The 21,874-nt window shown below is 74.4% G+C and carries 19 protein-coding genes; 4 read left to right on the top strand and 15 right to left on the bottom strand.

What is annotated here, in order from left to right; genetic code table 11:
- Positions 1-170: 170 nt before the first annotated feature.
- The 5 genes from OG559_RS28440 to OG559_RS28460 all read right to left on the bottom strand — a co-directional run bounded on the left by OG559_RS28440 (position 171) and on the right by OG559_RS28460 (position 6,203).
- Positions 171-869, bottom strand: coding sequence for a YdcF family protein (locus OG559_RS28440; protein WP_405109351.1), 699 nt, complete (start codon positions 867-869; stop codon positions 171-173).
- A gap of 172 nt (positions 870-1,041) precedes the next feature.
- Positions 1,042-2,904: a CocE/NonD family hydrolase gene (locus OG559_RS28445; protein WP_405109354.1), complete on the bottom strand. Its 1,863-nt coding sequence runs from the start codon at positions 2,902-2,904 to the stop codon at positions 1,042-1,044.
- Between the two features lie 154 nt (positions 2,905-3,058).
- Positions 3,059-3,970, bottom strand: coding sequence for a sulfotransferase family protein (locus tag OG559_RS28450; protein ID WP_405109356.1), 912 nt, complete (start codon positions 3,968-3,970; stop codon positions 3,059-3,061).
- 2 nt (positions 3,971-3,972) lie between these two features.
- Complete coding sequence (locus OG559_RS28455) at positions 3,973-4,962, bottom strand: sulfotransferase family protein (RefSeq protein WP_405109359.1); 990 nt, start codon at positions 4,960-4,962, stop codon at positions 3,973-3,975.
- Positions 4,959-6,203, bottom strand: coding sequence for a glycosyltransferase (locus tag OG559_RS28460; protein WP_405109362.1), 1,245 nt, complete (start codon positions 6,201-6,203; stop codon positions 4,959-4,961). The genes OG559_RS28455 and OG559_RS28460 overlap by 4 nt, the downstream gene beginning before the upstream one ends.
- A gap of 233 nt (positions 6,204-6,436) precedes the next feature.
- On the opposite strand from OG559_RS28460, the gene OG559_RS28465 reads away from it, so the two are divergent.
- From OG559_RS28465 to OG559_RS28475, 3 genes are read left to right on the top strand one after another with little or no spacing between them, the layout of a single operon-like run.
- Entirely contained in the window at positions 6,437-7,372 is a 936-nt protein-coding gene (locus tag OG559_RS28465) for a hypothetical protein (protein ID WP_405109364.1), read from the top strand.
- Positions 7,365-8,156: a sulfotransferase family protein gene (locus OG559_RS28470; RefSeq protein WP_405109367.1), complete on the top strand. Its 792-nt coding sequence runs from the start codon at positions 7,365-7,367 to the stop codon at positions 8,154-8,156. The genes OG559_RS28465 and OG559_RS28470 overlap by 8 nt, the downstream gene beginning before the upstream one ends.
- Positions 8,153-9,640 (top strand): hypothetical protein, encoded by a 1,488-nt coding sequence (locus OG559_RS28475; RefSeq protein ID WP_405109370.1) that lies wholly within the window; start codon positions 8,153-8,155, stop codon positions 9,638-9,640. The genes OG559_RS28470 and OG559_RS28475 overlap by 4 nt, the downstream gene beginning before the upstream one ends.
- Before the next feature lie 60 nt (positions 9,641-9,700).
- On the opposite strand, the gene OG559_RS28480 is transcribed toward OG559_RS28475, so the two are convergent.
- Genes OG559_RS28480 through OG559_RS28495 form a run of 4 tightly spaced genes read right to left on the bottom strand, consistent with a single transcriptional unit; the run spans position 9,701 to position 14,915 of the window.
- Positions 9,701-10,546, bottom strand: coding sequence for a sulfotransferase family protein (locus OG559_RS28480; RefSeq protein ID WP_405109373.1), 846 nt, complete (start codon positions 10,544-10,546; stop codon positions 9,701-9,703).
- On the bottom strand, positions 10,543-12,246 hold the full coding sequence (locus OG559_RS28485) for an oligosaccharide flippase family protein (protein WP_405109376.1): 1,704 nt from the start codon (positions 12,244-12,246) through the stop codon (positions 10,543-10,545). Before OG559_RS28485 ends, OG559_RS28480 begins: the two co-directional genes overlap by 4 nt.
- Before the next feature lie 9 nt (positions 12,247-12,255).
- The gene (locus OG559_RS28490; protein ID WP_405109379.1) at positions 12,256-13,389 is read right to left on the bottom strand and encodes a Wzz/FepE/Etk N-terminal domain-containing protein; all 1,134 of its coding nucleotides are present in this window, start codon (positions 13,387-13,389) and stop codon (positions 12,256-12,258) included.
- A gap of 26 nt (positions 13,390-13,415) precedes the next feature.
- Positions 13,416-14,915 (bottom strand): O-antigen ligase family protein, encoded by a 1,500-nt coding sequence (locus OG559_RS28495; protein WP_405109381.1) that lies wholly within the window; start codon positions 14,913-14,915, stop codon positions 13,416-13,418.
- 553 nt (positions 14,916-15,468) lie between these two features.
- Between OG559_RS28495 and OG559_RS28500 the strand changes: the two genes are divergently transcribed.
- Positions 15,469-15,999: an SRPBCC family protein gene (locus tag OG559_RS28500; RefSeq protein ID WP_405109384.1), complete on the top strand. Its 531-nt coding sequence runs from the start codon at positions 15,469-15,471 to the stop codon at positions 15,997-15,999.
- Between the two features lie 76 nt (positions 16,000-16,075).
- Here the strand turns inward: OG559_RS28500 and OG559_RS28505 are convergent, their stop codons facing one another.
- From OG559_RS28505 to OG559_RS28530, 6 genes are all read right to left on the bottom strand, one after another.
- Positions 16,076-16,546 carry a hypothetical protein gene (locus tag OG559_RS28505; protein ID WP_405109386.1) on the bottom strand — a complete coding sequence of 157 codons (471 nt, stop codon included), beginning with the start codon at positions 16,544-16,546 and terminating at the stop codon, positions 16,076-16,078.
- A gap of 102 nt (positions 16,547-16,648) precedes the next feature.
- Complete coding sequence (locus OG559_RS28510) at positions 16,649-17,083, bottom strand: VOC family protein (protein WP_405109389.1); 435 nt, start codon at positions 17,081-17,083, stop codon at positions 16,649-16,651.
- 71 nt (positions 17,084-17,154) lie between these two features.
- On the bottom strand, positions 17,155-18,402 hold the full coding sequence (locus OG559_RS28515) for a glycosyltransferase family 4 protein (RefSeq protein ID WP_405109392.1): 1,248 nt from the start codon (positions 18,400-18,402) through the stop codon (positions 17,155-17,157).
- A gap of 221 nt (positions 18,403-18,623) precedes the next feature.
- Positions 18,624-19,205, bottom strand: a complete 582-nt coding sequence (locus tag OG559_RS28520; RefSeq protein ID WP_405109395.1) for a TlpA family protein disulfide reductase — start codon at positions 19,203-19,205, stop codon at positions 18,624-18,626.
- Complete coding sequence (locus OG559_RS28525; RefSeq protein ID WP_405109397.1) at positions 19,202-19,636, bottom strand: hypothetical protein; 435 nt, start codon at positions 19,634-19,636, stop codon at positions 19,202-19,204. Before OG559_RS28525 ends, OG559_RS28520 begins: the two co-directional genes overlap by 4 nt.
- 91 nt (positions 19,637-19,727) lie before the next feature.
- Positions 19,728-21,773: a M6 family metalloprotease domain-containing protein gene (locus tag OG559_RS28530; RefSeq protein WP_405109399.1), complete on the bottom strand. Its 2,046-nt coding sequence runs from the start codon at positions 21,771-21,773 to the stop codon at positions 19,728-19,730.
- Positions 21,774-21,874: the final 101 nt, after the last annotated feature.

Genomic DNA, 21,874 nt, shown 5'->3' on the forward strand with positions numbered 1-21,874 from the left:
CGCGCGTCCCCCCGAGGGACCGTCCATCCTGTCCACGTGACCTCCTCGATGTCGCCGCGACCGTCGTCCTCATCGAGGTCGATCCGGTGGCTCGGGAGCCTGTACCCCGTTGGCGGCCGTCCGTCACGTGCTCCGCCGCAGCGCTTTCGCCGGATCAGCGGCGGGCACGGTCACGCCCCGCCGGAGGCACCCGGACCGGGGTGGGGCGGGACCACGGCGCACTCTCCGCCCGCCGGATCCCGACGGTGGCGCGCCAGCCGGTCGACGCGGCGCATCGACGTCACCAGCCGGCGTTCCCGGCGCAGCAGGCCCGCCGCGTCACGGGCCCCGAGGAACCACAGCCGGGACGCGGTCCGAGCGGCCGGCTCGCGCCACCATCTCGGCAGCGCCTCCCCGCCGGAGGCGTGGACGTCGAGCAGCGCCGGGCCGCGCAGTCCGAGGGCCCGGCGGGCGAGATACCTGATCCGGGGCAGGTGCCAGGTGTGCGAGACGATGCCCAGCGGCTGCCCCGGGCCGAAGGCGTGGCCGTCGAGCAGGCCGTCCTCGACGGTGTGCAGGAGATTCTCCAGCGTGCTGCGCGAGCGTGTCTCGGCGCGCAGTTCCGCATGCCGGTCGAGGCCGGCGGCGAGCGCCTGGCGCAGCATCAGGTCGCCCTCCCGCCACCCCTGCGGCGGGGGATGCGCCCCCTCGGCGGCCTCCGCCCAGCCGCCGCTGAACACGATCCGGGGTGCCCGGCCCTGCCCAGCGGCGCGGGCGAAGGACGCCTCGTTCGCGGCGACGTAGTCGACCACTGCCCGCACGCGGGCGAAGCTGGCCGGGGTGAGTGCCCAGGTGTCCCCGGCGCGCAGCACGCCGCGTCCGAAGACCACGAGCACGGTGGCGGTCGGCGACGTGTGCCCTCCCCTCGGCGGCTTCCCCGGCAAGGGTAGCCACCCGCCCCGCACCCGCCGACGAGACGGGGCGGCCCGGCGATCGACGGTCCTCCGCGGAGGGTCGATCGCCGGGCCGCCCCGTTGGCGGGCCGCTCGGGCGGCCCGCCGGTCAGAGGCCGGCGGCGTGCGCGGCGGCGGTGCCGCCGACCACGGGCAGGACGACCTTGCTGCTCTTCAGCGCGACCTGCAGGTTCGCGGCGGTGGTGTCCGCCTGGCTGGAGTACTGCGGGTAGCTGGCCACGATGATCACGCCGATCCGGTGGCCGGGCTTGAAGACGTAGTCCTCCGGCAGCAGCGGGAAGCTGAAGTTGTACGACTCCCCCTGCACCAGCGGCACGGCGACGCGGATCGACTGCCGGTTCTGGGCGTCCATGACGCCCTTGGTGACCAGCTCGTAGTCGGCCGTGGCCACCCGCTTCGTCGTCTGCTTGTAGCAGCCGTCGTCCGTCGGGCTGCTCTCGCCCCAGCAGTCCTCCGTGGTCAGGGTGATGATCCCCTCGCCGGAGGCCCGGTGGGCGACCCGCTCGTCGGTGCCGTAGTCGACCAGGATCGCCCCGAGGTTGGTGTCGGTCTGGTCGGCGGAGGCCCGCAGCTGCACGGTCGGGGTGCCGGAGATGTGCAGCGGTGCGGTGAGCGGCGCGGAGAGGAAGGCCAGCCGGTTGGGCTGCACCACGTCCGGGTTGAGGATCATGGTGTTCTGGCTCTGCGTGCGGCTGTCCTGGAACGCCCCGGTCGCCGGCTTCGCCGTCGGCACCAGCCCGAGGCCGCCCGCGCCGGTGGTGCCGGGCTGGAGGAACACCTCGGTGTCGGCCTTGCCGGGGATCGGCCAGTCGGCGTGGGTCTCCCACACGTCGGCGGACCGCTCCAGGTCCACCCGCGGCTCGTCCATGATGCCGTTGGCGACGCCCTGGAGCCAGAAGTCGAACCACCGGTGCAGCGTCGACACCCACACCGCGCGGCGCGAGTCGAACGGGTCGACGTGGCCCTCCTGGGACAGCCACAGCTTGCGCGGCACGTTGTTCTCCGCCAGGGCGTACCAGAACTTGCTGAAGTGGTCCGGCCGGACGTTGTCGTCGTTGAGGCCGTGGTAGAGCAGGACGCTGGCGGTGACGTTGGGGACCTTCTTGACGTAGCTGCGCTCGTTCCAGAAGGCGGTGTAGTCGCCGTGCTCGTCGCCGTCGGCGGCGGCCATCGCGTCGCGCACCGGCTTGCAGTACTCCCGGCGCTCCGGGTTGGTGACCGTGTTGGCCAGCGACGCCACGTAGCTGTTGCCCCGGGTGACGACGCCGTTGCTGCGCACGTAGTCGTAGTACTCGGTCGGGCCGCTGATGGGCACGACCGTGGTCAGGCCCTTCACGCCGGTCACCGCCGTGGACATGGCCAGCGAGCCGTCGTACGACTTGCCGATCATCCCCGTCTTGCCGTTGTGCCAGCCCGCCTTGACGATCTCACCGGCGGCGTTGCGGGCGGTGGCCCGGCCGTTGAGCCAGTTGATGGCCTGCTTGGCGCTCAGGTTGTCCTGGTTGGCGTTGGTGGTCGGGCAGCCGGTGGAGTTGTTGGTGCCGACCATGTCCAGCAGGATGACCGCGTAGCCGCGCGGCACGAAGTAGTTGTCGTAGAACAGCGGCCACTTGTCCAGCAGCCCGTCGCCGTCGAGGTCCGCCTTGCACTCGGACTCGTTGCCCCGGCAGACCGTCGAGTAGTAGGGGCTGGCGTCCATGACCACGGGCGCCTTGAGCCCGTTCGCGGTCGCCGCCGGCCGCATCAGGTCGAACGCGATGATGTCGCGCAGGCCGTCGTTGTCGCTGTCGAACGTGGAGTCGATGAAGAGCCGTTCCCGGATGGCGTCGGCGTAGCCGAACACCGGCTGGGTGACGCCGTCCTGGACGACGATCGACGGCGGGCCGTCCGCCGCCAGCGCCTGCGGCGCCGCGCCGAGGGCGGCGAGCACCGCCGCGGACAGTACGGCCACGCCTGTGCGCCAGCGCGTTCCCACTGTAGCCATGAGTCTCCTTGAGGTCCGAGGCTGCGTACGCTACGAGCCGGCGACCGGCACCACCACCTGCACATGTAGGAACTTCGCCGGGCGTGGTCCGACGGGTGGGCCCCTCGCCCGGGGGTAGCGGTCAGTCCCGGTAGCCCCACTGCCGCAGCGGCTCGGCCAGGGCCCGCTCGACGGCCGCGAGCTGCGCGGGGCCCAGTTCGTCGTGGTACGCCGCCCGCCGCCCGGCGGGGAACTCGTACCGCCCGAACCCCCGATCGAACTCCGGCGTCCAGTCCAGCCCGAGGAAGTCGAGCATCCGGGCCACCTCCGCGCGGGGGTCGGCGAGCAGGTCCTCGTAGCGGACGTCCAGCCACTGCCCGGGCGGGTGCGCGGCCCGGGCGTCGGCGAACGCCGCCATCAGCATCCTCCAGCCGAGCGCGGCGAGCACCGGGAAGGACCGGGCGGACTCCTCCCACTCCCGGCGCAGGTCGGCCGGCAGCGGCCCGAGGTACCAGTTGTCGGGACCGCGCCAGCCGTCCCACCAGCCCATCTGGAGCCAGGAGTTGGTGACGGCCCGGCCGTCGCGGACCACGTTGACCACCCGCAGCCCGGGGTAGGCCGCCCGGAGGAACCCGGTGCGCGGCCAGCCGGTGACGTGGTGCACCAGCAGCGGGCAGCGCTGCCGCCCGATCCGGGCGTCGAAGAAGGCGCGCAGCCGCCGCGCCACGTGCGGGGTGAGGTCCTCGGCGGTCAGGTCCCGGCACGGGCGGGAGAAGCCGGCCAGCACGTGCCGGTCCAGCAGCTGGTACGCCTCCGACGGGGCGACCCGCAGCCGCCCGCGTTCCAGCAGCCGGCGGCTGTGCCGCAGCGACGTCATGCCGGCCGGGCGGGGCGCCGACCGCCGGTACAGCGGCCCGTTGAACCGGCCGGTGAGGTTGAGCCGGGACAGCTTGTCGTCGACGCCGGAGACGAACCCCACGCCGGGATGCCGGGACAGCAGCTCCTGCACGAGGGTCGAGCCGCACCGCCCGGTGCCCACCACCACGGCCAACATCCTCAGTCCTCCTCCTGCCGGGGTGCCACCGGGCCGCCCCGGCGCCACGGGTAGCCGAAGCGGCGCAGCCCCGGCGCGGTCAGCGCGGTCACCACGGCGTACGACCACCGGGACAGCCCGCGCCGCCACTCGACGTCGGCGGCGATCGGCACCGGACCGGTGCGGTGCCGCGACGGGTTGCCGGCCACCGAGTGGGTGGGCGCCAGCCGCACCGTCGCGGGCCCGGTGAACGGGCCGGCGTGGGAACCGGCGAACGGGGCGGCGTCGGAGCCGGTGGACGGGCCGGCGGCGAACGCGGCGATCCGGCCCAGCGTCGCCTCCGGGTCGGCCGTCAGGTCCTCGTACCGCACCCGCAGGTAGCGGCCCGGGTCGCCGGCCCACAGCCGGGCCGTCAGCGTGTTCCAGACCAGCCACAGCAGGGCCGCCTTCCACACCGGAGGCCGGCTCATCAGCCGCTCGTCGGCCTCGCCGTCGAGGCCCCGGCGCCGCCGCCAGGAGAAGGCCGTGGCCCTCGGGTCGCGGACCAGGTGCAGCACCCGCAGCTCGACACCGGGCAGCGCGCCGACCAGAGCCCCGTACGGCGGCAGCTTCGACGAGTCGACCACCACCCGCGCCCCGGCGTGCCGGGCCACGGCGGCGTACAGGCCGGCCAGCGCCGCGTCGTCGGGGTGCGCGGGCACCGCACGCCGGCCGCGCCGATGACGGCGCACCAGCGCGGGCACCCCGCGCAGCCGCAGCCGACCGCGCAGCCGGGCGGCGATCCCGCCGGCCCGGTCGACCGGCATCTCCCGGCGTACCGCCCGCCACACCGGACAGTCGCGGAACGGCAGGCCGCAGCCGCAGGGCCGGTTCTCCACCTCGCCGCGCTGCCACAGGTAGCGCAGCTCGCCGGCCGCGAAGAACCCGGCGTACTGGCCGAGGACGGTGGTGACCAGGGTGCTGCCGCTGCGCCCGCTGCCGGCCAGGTAGAGCACCCGCACCGGGCGGGTCACGCCGGCTCCCGCAGCGCCCGCGCGGCCGTCGCGTAGACCTCGCGCAGCCGGGCCAGGTGCGCCTGCGGCGAGAAGTCCCGCTCCACCCGGGCCCGCCCGGCCAGGCCCATCCCGTGCGCCCGCGCCGGGTCGGCGAGGACGCGGCGCAGCGCGGCGGCCAGCGCGGCGGGATCGTCGGCGGCGACCACGTCGCCGTCCACGCCGGGGGTGACCAGCTCGGGCAGCCCGCCCAGGTCGGTGGCGACCACGGGCACGCCGCAGGCGAACGCCTCCAGCACGGCCATCGGCTGGTTCTCGTTCCACCGCGACGGCACGGCCGCCACCGCCGCGGACCGGACCAGCGCGTGCAGCCGGGCCTTGTCCAGCCGCCCGTGGAACCGGACCCGGCCGGGCGCCCGCCGCAGCGCCAGCTCGGTCAGCCCGGCGCGGGCCGGGCCGTCGCCGGCCACGTCGAGCGACACCTCGGGCGGCAGCAGGGCGAGCGCCTCGACCAGCACGTCGACGCCCTTCTCGGCAGACAGCCGACCGGCGAAGACCACCGACCCGCCCGGGGCCGGCTTCACGGGCGTCGCGGCGACGTCGACGAAGTGCGGCACCACGTGCATCCGGTCCGGGAAGACACCGGCCCGGCACATCACCCGCGCCAGGAACCGGCTGGGGCTGACGAACGCCTGCACCGGCCCGTACGCCCGGGTGGAGCGGTGCAGCCAGGACTCCACGGCCAGCAGGCCGCTGGCCGGCAGCGAGCCGTCCTTGCACCGGCGCCGGGCCGCCCGCAGCGGGCCGCCGGTGACGCACGCGTCACACACCGCGCCCCGGTCCAGCATCTGGTAGCTGGGACAGGCCAGCTTGTAGTCGTGCAGCGTCATCACGCAGGGCACCCGCGCGGCCCGCGCCGCGGCCAGCACCGACGGCGAGAGCTGGTGGTAGATGTTGTGCAGGTGGACCACGTCGGGCCGGAAGTCGTCGATCACCCGGGCCAGGCCGCGCCGGCTGGCCGGGGACCAGATCATCCGGGCCGCCGCCGTCGCGCGCGGGCCGATCCCCGACGGCGCCGGGTCGAGCTCCACCAGGGGCGGGAAGTGCCGCGCGTACGGCAGCGGGGCGTCGTTGTCGGGGTGCGTCATGCCGAAGTACGCGACCTCGTCGCCCGCGCCCCGCTGCAAAGTGGCGACGTCGAGGAGGTAGCCCTCGGCGCCGCCACGGCGGTAGAGGAACTTGTTGACGTGGAGGACACGCATCGGCCTGCTCCAGGGGTGGCCTGCTGAGTGGCCGCTCAGGGGTGGGGAAGGGCGGGCACCGGGCAGCAGCGGTGACCAGGGCCCCACGGTATGCAAACCGGGCGGACGAGTCCAGTCATGATCCCCAACTGACCACACGGCCCATCAGGCGCTGGCCGCACGGCCACTTGGCCAGCCACGATGATCAGCCGGTAGCGTGTTCCCCGCCCGACCGTCAGCCCGAGGAGGACCCGGTGGCCCACCAGGACGAACCCTCGGCGTGGGCGTACACCGCCCGGCGGGTGGTGCGGCACCTGCGCTGGGCGCGCACCGAGGGGGTGCGGCGGCTCATCGAGGAGGACCGGCTCGACCCGGTCCAGCGGGCCGGCACCGCGCTGGCGAAGTGGCGCTGGCGGCGGGCCCACCCGCAGCCGCCCGGCCGGGCGGTGCCGGTGTACCTGGTCGGCCTGCAACGCTCCGGCACCAACATGCTGGCCCGGGGGCTGGACGCGGCGCCGTCGTTCGAGGTGCGCAACGAGAACGACCGGCGGGTGTTCCACCGTTTCCGGCTGCGCTCCGACGCGGTGCTCGCCGACGCCGTGCACCGCAGCCGGCACCGGTACGTGCTGGTCAAGCCGCTGTGCGACACGCACCGGGTGGAAGAGCTGCTCGGCCTGACCGGGCCGCGGCCCGGCCGGGCGCTGTGGGCGTACCGGGACGTCGACGACCGGGCCCGCTCCGAGGTGGCGAAGTTCGGCGACGCCAACCTGCGGGCGCTGCGGGCGATCGCCGACGGCACGATCGGCGACCGGTGGCAGGGGCAGCGCCTGGACGGGCCGGCCCGCGAACTGATCGCCGGCTTCGACTACGACCGGATGACCCCGCACACCGCCGCCGCCCTGTTCTGGTACGTCCGCAACTCGCTGTTCTTCACCCTCGGCCTGGCCGGCCGCGACGACACGCTGCTCTGCTCGTACGACGCGCTGGTGGCCGACCCGGCCGCGTACACGCGGCGGCTGTGCGCGTTCCTCGACCTGCCCTACGACCCGGCGCTGCACGACCACATCGGAGCGCGCGCCGCCCGCCGGCCCCGGCTGGAGCTCGACGGCCGGGTGCGGGCGCTGTGCACCGAGCTGGCCGGGCGGCTGGACGCGCGGGCCGGCCTGGACCCGGCGGTGGGCCGTGGCTGACCCAACGGAGGCGGAGGCCGGGCCCCGGGGGCCGATCTTCCTGGTCGGCTGCCAGCGGTCCGGGACGACGATGCTGCGCCTGGTGCTCGACTCGCACTCCCGGGTGTCCTGCGGCCCGGAGACCCGCTTCCTGGCCGACATGCAGCGCATCGTCGGCCGGGACTGGGAACGGCTGGCCCGCTTCGGGTTCCCCCGGGAGTACTGGCTGGGCCGCATCGCCGACTTCTTCGGCGGCATCCAGGCCGACTACGCCCGGTCCCGCGGCAAGACCCGCTGGGCGGACAAGACGCCCCTGTACGCGCTGTCGATCGGCTTCCTCGCCGAGGTGTTCCCGGACGCGCAGTTCGTGCACGTCATCCGGGACGGCCGGGACGTGGTCGTCTCCCACCGCAAGCGGTTCGGCTACTGGTCGGCGGTCAAGTGCGTGGTCAAGTGGCCCCGCTACATCCGCGTCGCCCGCGCGGCGGGCAGCCGACTGCCCGCCGGCCGGTACCACGAACTGCGCTACGAGGACACCGTCGGCGACCCGGAGAAGGCCATGCGGTCGCTGTTCGAGTTCCTCGGCGAACCCTGGGAGGCCGGAGTGCTCGACTACGACGGCAAGCAGCACGACGTGGCGGGCAAGTACACCGCCGAGGCGGACCGTCGGCGGGCCGCCGCGCGCACCGACGCCGCCATCTACGGCTCTCGGGTCGGCACGTACCGCCGGGAGCTGGACCCGTTCCTGCGGGTGCTGGTCCGCGTCTTCTCCGGCGCGACGCTGCGCGAGCTGGGGTACCGGTGACGCGCCGCCCGGCGCGGCGGGCCCCGCTGCTGGCCGGCGCGCTGGCGCTCGCCCTGGCCGCCGGGGCGGCCTGCTCCGACGGCCCCTCCTCCCCCACGCCCCGGCCGACCCCGACCCCGGCGGCGTCGGCGCCCGGGCCGACGGCCGGGCCGGGGCCGTCGGCGACGCCGGGGGTGCGGAACCCGTTCGGCGCGCACTGGGACTGGTCGCGCCACGAGTCGTTCGTGCCGTACCTGAAGCAGCTCTCCGGCTCGGCGACCTATCACGAGCTGAGCTGGTGCGACATCGAGAAGACCCAGGGCAGCCCGGACTTCTCGGCGGTGGACCGGATCGCCCGCGAGAGCCGGGACCTGGGCATCACCCTGCACCTGAAGATCCGCACCGGGGTCTGCTGGGCCACCGGCGGCACCGCCCGGCACACCCGGGGCCAGGCGAACAAGACCGAGTCGGCGATGCCCCGGGACCTGGGCGCCTACCAGGGCTTCGTCCGGGACGTGGTGCGCCGCTACGCGCCCTACGGGGTGCGGGAGTACGCGATCGAGAACGAGGTCAACGCGCCGCAGTACTGGGCCGGCAGCCCGGCGGACTACCGGCGGCTGGTCACCTCGGCCGCGGAGGCGGTCCGGTCGGCCGACCCGCAGGCGAGGGTGGTCGACTCCGGGATCAGCAGCGTGGCGTACGGGATGGGCGTCGCCGACCGGCTGGTGCGGGCCGGCCGGCCGGACGAGGCGGTCGCCGCGTACCGGGCGTACTTCGCGCGCCGGGTCGGCACCCGGGGCCGGCAGATCCCGGCCGTGGACGGGCCGGAGCAGCTACGGACCGCCCTGTCCACGGAACAGAACGCCAGGAACCTGGCCTTCCTCGCGGTCACCGAGGAACTGCTCGACGAGCGGGTCGTCGGCGTACGGCAGTTGCACTTCTACGAACACTTCGCCGGGGTGCCGGCGTTGCTGGACTACCTGCGGGAGCAGACCCCGGCCGGGGTGCCGGTCCAGGCGTGGGAGGTCGGCCAGTTCTGGCGCGACGGCGACGGCGACGCGGCCAGCCGGGCCGACGAGATGGTCAAGGCGGTCGTCCAGCTCGTGGCCGGCGGCGTCGAGCAGGTGCTCTGGCTGCCGCTGGCGTACAACCCGAACAACCGGCAGGGCAGCGAGGTCCGCTACGGCCTGCTCGACCCGGACGGCACCGTGCGGCCGGCCGGGGTGAGGCTGGCCGGGCTGGCGCTCGCGGCCGAGGACGCGACGGCGGAGCCGGTGACCGCGAAGGGGCTGGCCGGGGTGGCGTTCCGGCGCGGCGAGCTGACCACGCTGGTGCTCTGGTCGACCTCCGGCGGGAGCGTGTCGTTGCCGGCCGCGCCGGGCCTGGACAGCGGCCCGGTCGGCGCCGAGCCGCGACGGGCGGCCGGGCCGGTCACCATCGGGGCGGAGCCGGTGCTGATCCGGTCCACCGGCGACCCCGCCGCGATCCTCGCCCCCGCCCGCTGACCAGCCCCGCCGGCTGACCAGCCCCGCCGGTAGGCACCGCCCCGCCTCGGCGCGGCGGCGTCACCAGGTGCGCGGCCAGCCGAGCAGGTCGGCGAGGCGGGCGTTGTGCGGGGCGAACCGGGCCGTCAGGTCGGCCCTCAGCTCGTCGGTGAGCTGCGAGGGGCCCCGCTCGGCCCGCCGGGTGTGCCGGGCGAAGGCGTCCGGCGTGAACGGCGCCAGCCCGAGGAACCGCAGGATGCAGGCGTACGTCGCCGCCGGATCGGCGTACAGGTCCTCGCTGCGCACCACGTGCAGCCGTTCCCGGGGCACGTGGGCGAACCAGCGGTCCAGCTGCTCGGCGTAGCGGCCCCGGGCTGCGTACGAATGGTCGCGCAGGGCCCGGTGGGCCGCCGGGGTGTCCGGACCCTGGCGCAGCGCCGCCGCCAGCCGCCCCGGCTCGGCGGCGAGCGCGTCGGCGAAGGCCAGCGGCTCCCGGCCGAGCGAGCGGGTGTGCAGGTAGTGCGAGTAGGCCCGCTCGACGGGGTCGCGCAGCAGCGCCACGAACCGGGCCTCGGGCAGCAGCGCGGCCACCCGCGCCGGCACCGCAGGGTGGAACAGGTAGTAGGGGCTGGCCTCGAAGCTCTGCCGGCCGGGGGCGGCCGGCGGGAAGTGGGCCCGGTACCAGCGCTGCCCACGCCCGGCGTGCAGGCTGAAGAACTGCAACTCCTTGCCGGTGGCGGCCCGCACGTCGGGATGCGCGGCCAGGTAGTGGTGCAGCGACGTGGTGCCGCAGCGCTGCCCGCCGACGACGAGGAAGTCGGGCAGCGCGCCGACCGGGCCGGGCCGGGCCGCGCGGGCCCAGGCCCGCGTGCCGCGTACCGCCCGGCGCAGCCGGTCCACCGCGGCCCGGCGGGGCCCGGCGCTCACCGGGCCACCGCGGTGCCGGCGGCGGTCGGCCTGCCACCGTCGGCAGGTACGCCACCGTCGGTTTGTGCGCCACCGTCGGCTGGTGGGCCGGGCGGGGGTGGCGTGGGGGCGCCGCGACCGCGCCGGCGCACCAGGGCCCGCAGCACCATGAGATCCTCCCGGCCGAGCCCGAGCGCCAGCACGACCCCCAGGTAGACCACCACGATCGCCAGCAGGCCGACGCCGAGCCGCCACGGCCAGCCCGGCAGCAGCCAGCGCACCAGCAGCCCGGCGAGCAGCGCCGCCGCGCCGGCGGCGATCCCCTTGAGCATGCCAACGGTGAACGGCAGGGCGCCCACCAGCGCGCGGACCTGGAGCACCCGGGCGACGTTGACCACGATCAGCGACACGCTCCACGCCAGCGCCGCGCCGACGATGCCGTACGCCGGGATGAGCCAGAGGTTGAGCAGCATGTTGAGCACCAGAGCGGCCAGGTTGTCTGCCATGTTGACCGCCACCCGGCCGGACATGTTCAGCACCGTGCCACACGGGCCGGTCGCCGCGTTGACGAGCTGGCCCAGGGCCAGGACCACGGTCACCGCCGCACCGGCGGCGACCTCTCCACCGAAGACCCGCAGCAGGTCACCGGGGAGGACCAGCAACGCGACGAAGGCGGGCATGGACAGCCGGACCACCCAGCCGGTGGCCACCGCGTACACCCGGCGGACGTCGGCCAGCTCCCCCCGGTGGTGCAGGTGCGCGATGTACGGGCCGAACGCGGCGTTGATCGGCGCGAGCACGAAGATCGCGACGGTGACCAGGCGGGTGGCCACGTTGTAGACGCCGATCTCGGGGTTGGCGAAGAAGCCGAGCAGCAGGGTGTCGACCCAGATCAGCCCGGTCGAGGACAACGAGGACACCCAGCTCACGGTGGAGAAGCCGAAGAGCTGGCGGGGACGGTACACCGGGCGGGCCGGGGGCACCCGGCGGACCAGCCGGCCCAGCGCGACCAGGGCGAGCAGCGCGGCGGACCAACCGGCGCCGACCAGCGCCCAGTACGCCCCGGTCAGGCCCGCGCCGGTGGCCAGGGCGAGCGCGGTCAGCAGCAGCCGGGTGCCCGGCTCGTAGAGCTGGCCGATGAAGGTGAACGGGCGCTGGGTCCGCCAGCCCCGGGTCGCCGCGAGGGCCGCCTCGCAGATCGTCGAGGCGGGCAGGGTCAGGGCCACCAGCCGCAGGCCGGTGGCCAGCCCGGGATCGTGCAGCCGGGCGGCGAGCCACGGGGCGGCGAGCGCCAGCGCGGCGGCGAGGACGACCGACGAGGCGGCGGAGATGGCCAGCCCCAGCCGGATGGTGCCGCGCAGCGCGGGCGCGTCGGAGTCCGCCAGGTGCACCGCCACGAACCGGGTCAGCCCGGCCCGGAAGCCGGAGAGCGAGAGCAACCCGGCCAGGGACAGCACGGCGTAGCACTGGGCGTACCGGCCGACCTCGCGGATGCCCAGCACCCGGGCCAGCAGCAGCATGATCAGGAAGACTGCGGCCTGGCTGAGCAGGGCACCGAGCAGGTTGAGGCCGCCGCCCCGGGCCATCCCCCGGACGTGCCGGTCGCCCTGCGGCTCCGCCTCACCCAACACGGCGGGACCGGGCTGCGGGTCGGACGACGCCGGCCGCCGGCCGCCCGGTGGGGAGGCCGGCCCCCTGCGCCGGTCCGGTTCGGCCGCCACGCCGCCCGCCTACCGGCGCCGCGGCTCGGGCACGGCGTCGGCGTCGCGCGGCGCGAGCACGGCGGGCCGCCCGTTCGCGTCCGCCCGCCCGTTCACCGCACCGGCCCGCCCGTTCGTGCCGGCCGACCCGACCGCGTCCACCTGCCCATGCTCTGCGACCGGTCCCGTCGCTGCGGCCCGTTGCGCCGGCGTGGCCCGGCCGGCCGCAGCCGCGCGGCTGCGGGTGACCTGCTCCAGGACTGCCACCAGCAGCACGGCCAGCAGCAGGCCGGCACCGGCCACCGGCAGCACGAGACCGGCCAGCGCCCGGCCCCGGGAGACCGGCTGGACCTCGCCGAGGCTGGTCACCTGGGCGGGGTCGGCGGCCTGGGCCTGGGCCCGGGCCTGCTGGAGGCCCTGCCGGGCGGAGGACAACGCGGTGCTGGCACCGTCCCGCTGTGCGAGCAGCGCCTGGTAGTCGGGCAGCTTCGGGCCGAGCCCGTCCAGCCGCTTCTGCCCGGCGGCGATCGCCCCGGCCGCGGCGTCGGCGCCCCGGCCGTTGCCGACGGCCTGCATCTGCAACTGCTGCTGCCGCATGCTGGCGATCTCCTGCAGGGTCGCCTGGTAGAGCTTGTCCGGCTGACTGACCTTGTTCGTCTTCTCCCAGTCGTTGATCGCCCGGGTGGCGGCGGTCAGCTCGTCGGTGGCCGCCCGCACCTCGCCGGTGGCGATGTTGACCTGGCTGGTGAACAGGAAGGACAGGGCGCGCTTCCCGGTAGCCGTGAGCACCGGGATCACCGTGGACCGGCTGGTCGCCGTGTAGGCCAGGGTGAGTTGGCTGCTCGCCCCGACCTGTTCGACCGTCAGCCCGTCGCGCAGATCCACCGCCGCGACGCCGGTGTCGGCCGACACCTGGTCGACCACCTGCGGGGAGGTCACGGCGGCGGCGAAGGCCGCCGCGAACTGGTTGGCCGCCTGCGTGCCGGTGTACTGCTGGGCCGCGGTGCCGCCGACCAGGGCCGGCGCCGCGACGTACGAGGTGGCCGTGTAGCGCTGGGGGCCGAGCAGGACGACCAGCGCGGCCACCGCCGCGGCGACCACCGGGACTCCGACCAGCACCCAGAGCCGACGCCGCGCGACCCGCAGATAGTCGACGATCTCCACCCTTGCGCTCCCCACTGTCCGGTAGCTCATCCGATGCCCCGCCCGAGCGCCGTCGGCGCGACGGGCGTCACGACCCGGTCCGCGCCCGCGGGCACGCCCCGGGCGATCGCGTTGGCCGCGGCGGCGAACGCCGCGAAGTACCACAGCGTGACCACGTTCGAGATCACGTTGGAGGCCGCGCTGACCGCCACGAAGGCGACCGCGCAGCCGAGGAAACCGACCGCGACACCCCGGCCCAGCGTGCCCGGCGGGGCCCGGCGCAACGCCGTCCACCCGGCGTGCAGGCAGAGGACCATCATCGCCAGGTAGGCGAGCAGGCCGAGCAGACCGGTCTCGACGTACGCGCGCAGGAAGTCGTTGTGCGGCTTCTTCGCCTCGTCGGCCTCGAACTTGGTCATGTTGGGCCCGATGCCGGTGACCGGGTTGCGGTTGGCCAAGGAGACGATCTCCGACCAGTAGTCGACCCGCCAGGCGAGGGTGTTGCCGGTCGGGTCACCGCCGACGGCGGTGCTGTCGGCGAGCTGCCCGAAGCGCTGCGCGACCGTCGGCAGCAGGGCCGCGCCCGCCACCGCGACCAGGCACAGCGCCACCAGCAGGCGCCGGCTGCGGTGCAGCAGCGCGACCACGACCAGGCCCAGGGCCGCGCCGAGGATGGCGCTGCGGGTGTTGGTGAGCAGCAGGAACACCAGCGACGCCGCGAGCAGCACGCCGAGTGCGACCCGCAGCCGGCGGACCAGATACCGGTGCACGCCGAACCCGAAGATCACCATGAACATCAGGTACCGGCCGAACGTGGTCGACTGGCTGAACGGCCCGCTGATCCGGGTGAAGTCGCCCTTCACCTCGGCCGGCGGGTCGCCGAGCAGGACCAGCACGGCGGTGTAGCCGACCGCCAGCGCCAGGGATGCGTACGCCGCGAGCAGGAACCGCCGGATCGCCGGCAGGTCCGGCATCAGCTGCTCCAGGACGACGAACATCACCACCACGGTGCCGATGCGCAGCGCCTCCAGCGCGCTGGGCACGGGCTGCGCGGCGCCCAGCGCGCTGACCAGCGAGGTCGCGCCGACCAGCAGCAGCGCCACGCCGAGCGGGGAGCCGCGCAGCCGGCCATTCTCGCGCAGTTGCGCGGCCAGCCACAGACCGGCGGCGAGCAGGAACAGCACGGCCAGGATCGTCGACGGGTCCAGCGTCCGGGTGGCGGCGCCGCCGTCGGCGCGGCCGGCGGTCGGGCCGCTGAGCTTGAACAGGTCGACGCAGGAGCGCACGGCGAGCATCAGCAGCACGTACGCCGCGAAGCGGGTCAACGCGATCACCCCGACCGCCAGCCCGACGACCACCACGAGGGGCAGCACCACGCCCACCCGGTCGCCACGGGTCATCGCCAGGCCGGCGACGACCGCCACCACGGCGCACAGCAGCGCGGCGCCACCGGTCAACAGGCGCCCGGTCGGGTCGCCGGCCGGCCGACGCCTGGCCCCGTCGGGCGGGCCGGCGTCACGCACCGTGCCGTGTCGCTGTCCGTCCACTCGCTCGCCGACCACTCGTTTCCAGGGGGTGCCATTGCCGGTCACCGCCGAGGGACCGGGAGAACGGCCTAATCTAACGGTTGCCGTCGCCCCGGGAACATGGGCCGTTGCGTCGGCCGTGGACGGCGTAACGTCCGGCCCCCGACGGCGACACGGCCCATGATCCCCCTCACGAGGAGTGACGACGCCGTGATCCACCGGGTGGGCACGAGTCGGCGACCGACCGACGCGTGCCCACACCGCCCGGCGGATCGCCCACCGCACCCGGGCTTTCGTCCACGTGCGCTGAGCGGCCCCGCCCGGCAGCGGGGTGTCCCGCCCACGGATGGGGGCCGCCGGCCAGTCGCCGGATCGGGACGACGAGGATTGACGGGACGCCATGGAACCCTCTATAAACCTGAGAAAGCTGGTCACGTACGTCGATGAGTTCGGCGTCCGCCCACCGCACCGACCCCGCGAGCCGCGCGGCCGGTGCCCCTGTGGCGGCACCCGGCTCCCCTTCCGTCCACGACGGGTCGACCGGGGCGACCCAGCCCGACACGAAGGCGGTAACGTGCGATACACCGACGGCCCGAGCGTGGAATGTGACCTCTACATCGAGGCGGCTCCGCCGCGGGTCTGGGATCTCGTGACCGACATCCACCTGCCTCCTCGGCTCAGTCCCGAGCTGCAGCGGGTGGAGTGGATCGACGGCGCGGACAGCCCGAAGCTGGGGGCGAGCTTCGTCGGCTACAACCGCCACGAGCAGATCGGCGAGTGGCGCACCGTCTGCCGGGTGGTGGAGCTGGAGGAGCAGCGCCGGTTCGGGTGGATCGTCCTGGACGTGGACGGCAGGTTCGCCGGGCCCGACGGCAACCACACCGAGCCGGCGGCCGCCTGGTGCTTCGAGATCACGCCCGAGACGACCGGCACCCGGTTGCGGCAGACGGCCCGGATAGGCCCCGGCCGGTCCGGGATCAGCCTGTTCATCGACAAGGTGCCCGAGAGCGAGGAGGATCTGGTGGCCTTCCGGCTCGGCCAGCTGCGGACCAACATGGACGCGGGGCTGCAGAACATCAAGGAGCTCGCGGAGAGCGACCGCTGACTGCCCTGATTGCTCTGGCCACGGGCCGAGGAGCCCCGAGCCGACGTCCGTGGTCAGAGCACCGAGCCTCGCGCGGTCACAACGACATCCAGCAGTAGAGGTGCTGCCCACTCGCCTGCGCCCGGCGGGCCAGGCCGACGAGTCGCCGGAGCACGGGCAGCATCCCGGCCGGCTCGCCCCAGGACAACTCCTCGATCCTCGACCAGCGGTCGGCGAGGGCCGGCAGCCGGTCCTCCGCAAGCGCGGCGAGCACGTCACGGGCGCGGTCGCCGAGCCTGACCACCCAGGGCCCGTCGTGCCCCGCTGCCGCAGCGCCTGCGTCGGGCCAGACGAGCCGGTCGTCGACGAGGTTGACGTCCCACGGGACGTCGAGGGCGAGCGACACGGCCTGGCCGAGCACCACCGAGGGGTCGACGCCCTTGGCCTCCACGACGTCCGCCTCGGGAGGGGCTGCCGCCCCCACCAGCGGGCCGCCGTTCGTGGCGGCCATCGACGCGGCGACCGTCTCGTCGTCGGCCGCCCGGAAGTAGTCGTACAGAACACCCATGGGAATCTCCGATCGATCCGCCGCCGGTAGACACGAAGCGGGGTAGGGAAGCTAGGACATCGGGCGCGATCCCCTGCGCGGTGGTGAGGGCTGCGCCGCCGATCAGGGCGCGGCTGCGGCGACGCAGAACTCGTTGCCCTCCGGGTCGGCCATCACCACGTGGTGACCGTCGAACTCCGCCAGCACGCTCCCGCCCGCCTTCACCAGGCGCTCGGACTCCGCCCTGATCCGTGCCCACCGCTCGTCGGGACCGCCGTGTCCCGGCACCCGGACGTCGATGTGCAGCCGGTTCTTCGCCGTCTTGGGCTCGGGGACCCGGAGGAGCGAGAGGCGGGGGCCGACGCCGTCGGGGTCGCAGAGCCACGCGGCGTCGTCCTCGGAGTCGTCCTCCGGCAGGTCGAACTGCGCGAGCCACTCCGCGCGGTTCGCGAAGGGAGCGGGCGGTGGCTCGTCGACGTAGCCCAGCGCCGTCCTCCAGAACGCGGCGAGGAGTTGCGCGTCCGCGCAGTCGAGCGTCAAATCGATCCTGGCTGCCATGACGGGACCGTATCGCGCACCTGCGACAGTCGAGCCACCGGGCGCGTGCTGCTCCGGGACGGGCCGGCGGTTCAGCGGCGCCGGGCCTCGGGTTGGCGGCGCGGGCGGGGCGATCGAACGGCCACCTCGAGGTACAACCGCTCCAGGTCGCGGGCCGCCGTGTCCCAGCTGTACTCGGCGAGCACCCGGTCACGCAGCAGCGTGGCGCCGGCCCGCTCCGCAGGCACGTCGGCGGTCACGGTGGCCAGCGCCCGCAGCAGGTCGTCGCCGTCGCCGTCGCGGAACAACCGCCGGCCGGGGGCGTCGCGTTCCAGCACCTCGACGTGCGGTTCGATGTCGCTGGCCACCACCGGCAGCCCGTACGAGGCGGCCTCCAGCAGCGTCAGCGGCAGTCCCTCCAGCCGGGAGGGCTGGACGAAGGCCGCCGCGTGCGAGTACAGCTCGGCGAGCTGCTCGCCGTAGACGAAGCCGGTGAACACGATGCGCGGGTCGTCGCCGGCCTCGCGGCGGAGCCGGGCGACGAAGTCGTCGGTGAAGGAGGAGCCGCCGACGACGACCAGCCGCAGGTCGGTGGGCAGCCGCCGGAACGCCCGCACGAGCAGGTCCGCCGCCTTCTCCGGCACGAGCCGGCCGACCAGCAGCAGGTACCCGCCGGGGCGCAGGCCGAAGCCGTCGAGTTGGCGGGGCGGCAGGTGCCGCGGGGCTGTCACCCCGTTGGGGATGTACCGGGCGGGCCGCCCGAACCGGGTCGCGTAGTGCGTCGACAGGCCGCGTGACACCGTCACCCTGACATCCGGGACGTACGCGCTGAGCCGGTACGCGGTGCCGAGCACGGCACGCGCCGCCCGACCCCACTTGCCCCGCTGGTTGTCCAGCCCGTGCACGGTGAGCACCACCTTCGCCCGGGAGGCGTAGCGGGCCAGCGGGGCGGTCAGGATCGGGCCGAGCCCGTGGTAGTGCACGATGTCGGGCCGTTCGGCCAGGGCCGCCAGGGTCGAGGTGGTCGAGTGCACGATCGCGTCGAGATGCTTGCTGGCGACGGTGCGGGCCCGGCGCAGCCGGATCCCACGGTACTGCTCGGCGGACACGTCGCCGTAGCTGTCCCGGCAGTAGACGGTCACCTCGTGACCGAACGCGGCGAGCCGGCTGGCCATCTCCTCCACGTGCCGCTCGATCCCCCCGTAGGTGGCGGGCACGCCCTTCTGCCCGATCATCGCCACCCGCAGTGGGCGCCAGCCCGGCGGCCGGGTCGTGCCCGGCCCGGACCGGTCGAGGCGGAAAGGGCTGGTCGCCTCGACGGCGTCCTCACGAAACGGCACTGTCCCCCCTAGGTTCGCTGCGCCCGAGGTGGCGAACAGGCACCAGACGCACGGGACGCTAGATCATCGGTGGACCGGCGGACAGGGGCCGGACAGCCAGCCTGAGCAGCACGTCCGGCCAGCCGCGTACCCGGTGCGCCGCCTTGGGAACGGAGCGTGTCCGTCCTCTGACGACTGAGGGGCAGGTCAGCCGGTGGAGCCGTCGAACTCCACCGGGCTGACTACGGCTGGCCGGCCAGCACCAGCTCCCGGAGCCGCTGGTCGAGCGCCGGGGCGTCCAGGCCCCCCGGCCAGCCGCGCAGCAGCGCGCCGCCCTTGGCCACCACCACGACCGCCGGTGGCTCCCGCACCGCGTACGAGCGCCAGATCGTCTGCTGGTCGTCCAGGACGACCGGATACTCCACCCGGTGGGCGCGCAGGTAGTCCTGGACCTCGTCGGCCTGGTCCGCGCCGGCCACGCCGACGAAGACCACCCGGTCCCGGTAGCTGCGGGCGAGCTCGCTGAGAGCGGCCTGGCGGCCGGCGCAGATGGTGCACCAGGAGTTGAAGAAGGTGAGCACGACCGGACGCTGCGCCCACAGGTCGGCGGCGGCGAGCGGGGTGCCGTCGGTCAGCGTGCCGGTGAACGCCGGGGCGGCCGGTGCGGACCCGGGCGCCGGGCGCAACGCCAGGTCGGCGGGGACCGGCCCGGGCAGTGTCGCCGCTCCACCGGCGGGCGCCGGCGCGGGCGGCTCGGGCGGGGGCGTGCTGCACCCGCCCGACAGCGCCACCGCCAGCAGCAGCGGCAGGAACACCCGCCTCATGACGGGACCACCGCCACCAGCGCCGGCCCCTCGCTGCTGTCCGGCGTCAGGTCGAGCGCCGGCCGGCCGTCCACCTCGAGCCGGTAGGAGGCCCGTTGCGGCACCCGCACACCGACGGCGAACTCGCAGTAGGTGGGTACCCGCTCGACCCCCAGGTCCTCGGCGAAGGCGGCCACCGCGGTGCCCGCCGACAGCCGCCCGGTGGCCAGCGCCGCACCGTTTGGGTCGAGCACGCGGAACGGTGCCCGATTGTGAAAGTGCAGGTACGGGCCGGTGCCGGCGCAGTCCACGCCCTCGGCCCGGATGTTGATGTCACGGACCAGGACCCGGACCGTCGTCGGGGAGACCGCCTCCTGCGTGGCGCCGCCGGCGCCGCAGCCGGTCGCCCCGGCCAGCAGCAGGGGCAGCAGCGTCATGGTGCCTCGCCGCACGTCGTCCTCCTCTCGCCCGCCTTCCGGGGCCGCGGCGGCGGCTGGCCGTCGCCGCGGCCCCGGAAGGAACGGGGTCAGCCTCGGGTGCCGGTCAGGACTTCTCGACCCGGCACTGCTTGGTCACCGTCTTCGTCGGGTCGCTCTCCGAGGTCGCGGTGAGCTTCACGAAGCCGGCGTCCGCGGCGGCGGCGGTGGCGCCCACCGACACCTTGACCGTGGTGGACTTGCCGAACTGCGCGGTGGCGAGCTGGTTGGGCAGCCAGGTCCGCCAGCCCTTGCCGGCCACCTCCGCCGACAGGCGGTAGACGTCCGACTTCAGGTACGCGCTGGCGTTCTCCGGGTGCTGCTGCCCGCCGGCCGAGTACGAACCGGTGTTGGTCAGCTCGAACGAGCAGGTCGCCCCACGGTTGGTCGGCTTGCTGCCGCCGGTCACCTCGCCCTTGCCCAGCGTCACGCCGTGGCTGCTCGGCCCGCCGGTGCCGTCCAGCGAGCGCACCGCCACCGTGTAGGACAGCGAGCCGGCCGAGTCCCGCTTGAGGTCGATGATGTAGAAGTGCAGCCGGTTGGCCTCGTCGACGTACTCGTACTGACTGCCGGTGTCCGCGCCGGCGTGGAACAGCGCGTCGGAGAGCTGCCGGTAGTCACCCATGGTGATCTTCTGCGGGGTGCCGTCCGGACGGTAGAAGTCGATCATGTCGATGTCCTGCGGGTTGGCGTCCACCACCCACTGGTACGGGGCGCTGTCGGCGTTCTTCGTCTTGCTCAGCAGCACGCCGCTGTCCGGGGTGAAGGAGTCCGCGCCCATCCGGTCGACGACCTCGACGGTGTAGTTGTTGAAGTTGCCGCCGTCGCACAGCGGGTCGGTGCTGACGCCGCACGTCGGCGACAGGTCCTTGTTCAGCGCGATGTTGACGCCGGTCAGGCCCTTCGGCCCGGCGTCGACCGCGCGGGCGGTGACCTGCGCGACCACCATGCCCGAGGAGGCGAGCGACTCCCGGGACAGCCGTAGCACGTGCTCCTCGCCGAGCAGGCCGATCTTGAGCTTGTCCCGCACGGTGTGCAGCGAGCCCATCGAGCCGCCGTTGGTCGGCGGGATCTGCCAGCGGGTGTGCGGGCCGCCCGGGCCGTTGAACGACCCGCGCGACATCATGCTCCAGATGCCGGTGTACGCCCTGCGCAGCGGCTCGCCGTACGGGTTGTTGTAGTTGTCGCCGATGCCCAGCAGGTGGGTCAGCTCGTGGGCGTAGACGCCCATGCCGGAGCTCTCCCCCTGCGTCGAGGAGCCGCCGCCGGCGTTCGGCCACAGCGTCGCCGCCGCCTTCCACGAGGTCCAGTCCACGTAGCGGGTCTTCGCCCAGTTCGGCAGGTTGGGGTCCGGCGGGCCCCAGGCGTCCGGCACGTCCTCCTTGTTCTGGAAGATCATCTGCCCGAACTCCTGCCAGGTCGACGACTCGTCCTGGCCGGCGCTGAGGATGAACACCAGCTCGTACTGGTTGGCGACCTCCTCGCCGACGGCCGCCCGCCAGGCGCCCAGGCCGTCGGTGCGGATGTTCTTGCCACACACGTCCCCGCTCGGGCAGGCGCCCGGGTTGAACCCGTTGTCCAGCCCGTACTGGTGGGACTTCGCCGGCATCTGGTACGGCCCGAACCCGGCGAGGTCGACGCCGTAGCGGCCGTTGGAGTCCTGCATCCAGTACTCGTGCAGGGTGTGGCCCTTGTTCAGGGTGTTCGGGGTGTTCAGGAAGTCCTGGTAGAACTTCGGCACGTCCGCCCGGGGGATGTTGGTCGCGACGGACTGGGGGTTGCCGAAGACCGTCGAGCGGGCCCGCTGGGAGACCGCGAACGTCTGGTCGGGATAGTCGAGCGCCACCAGGGCGATCTTGAAGTTGCGGACCGAACCCGACACGCTCGGGTCGGCCCAGTTCTTGCCGGGCACGGCCTTGTAGTCGTTCCAGGTCATCGTGTCCGGGTTCTGCCAGGCCTGCGGGTCGAGGACCTGGAACGGCGCGGTGCCGCCGGCCGGGTTGGCCGGGGCCGCGGCGGCCTGCGCCGCCCCGGTCGCCACGAGCGTGGTCACCACGGCCGCGGCCAGCAGGGAACGCCTCAGCCGCGTTCGGTTGGGGGTAGCACGGTGCACGGAACCACCTCTCGTCGGGGGGAACGCGGTGCCGGGCATCCCGGTGGGGGGATCGCGGAACACCTGTCAGCAGGCCGCGCAGCGAATCTAGGAGGGCGGGC

Source organism: Micromonospora sp. NBC_01405, assembly GCF_045040155.1.
Classification (GTDB): Bacteria; Actinomycetota; Actinomycetes; order Mycobacteriales; family Micromonosporaceae; genus Micromonospora.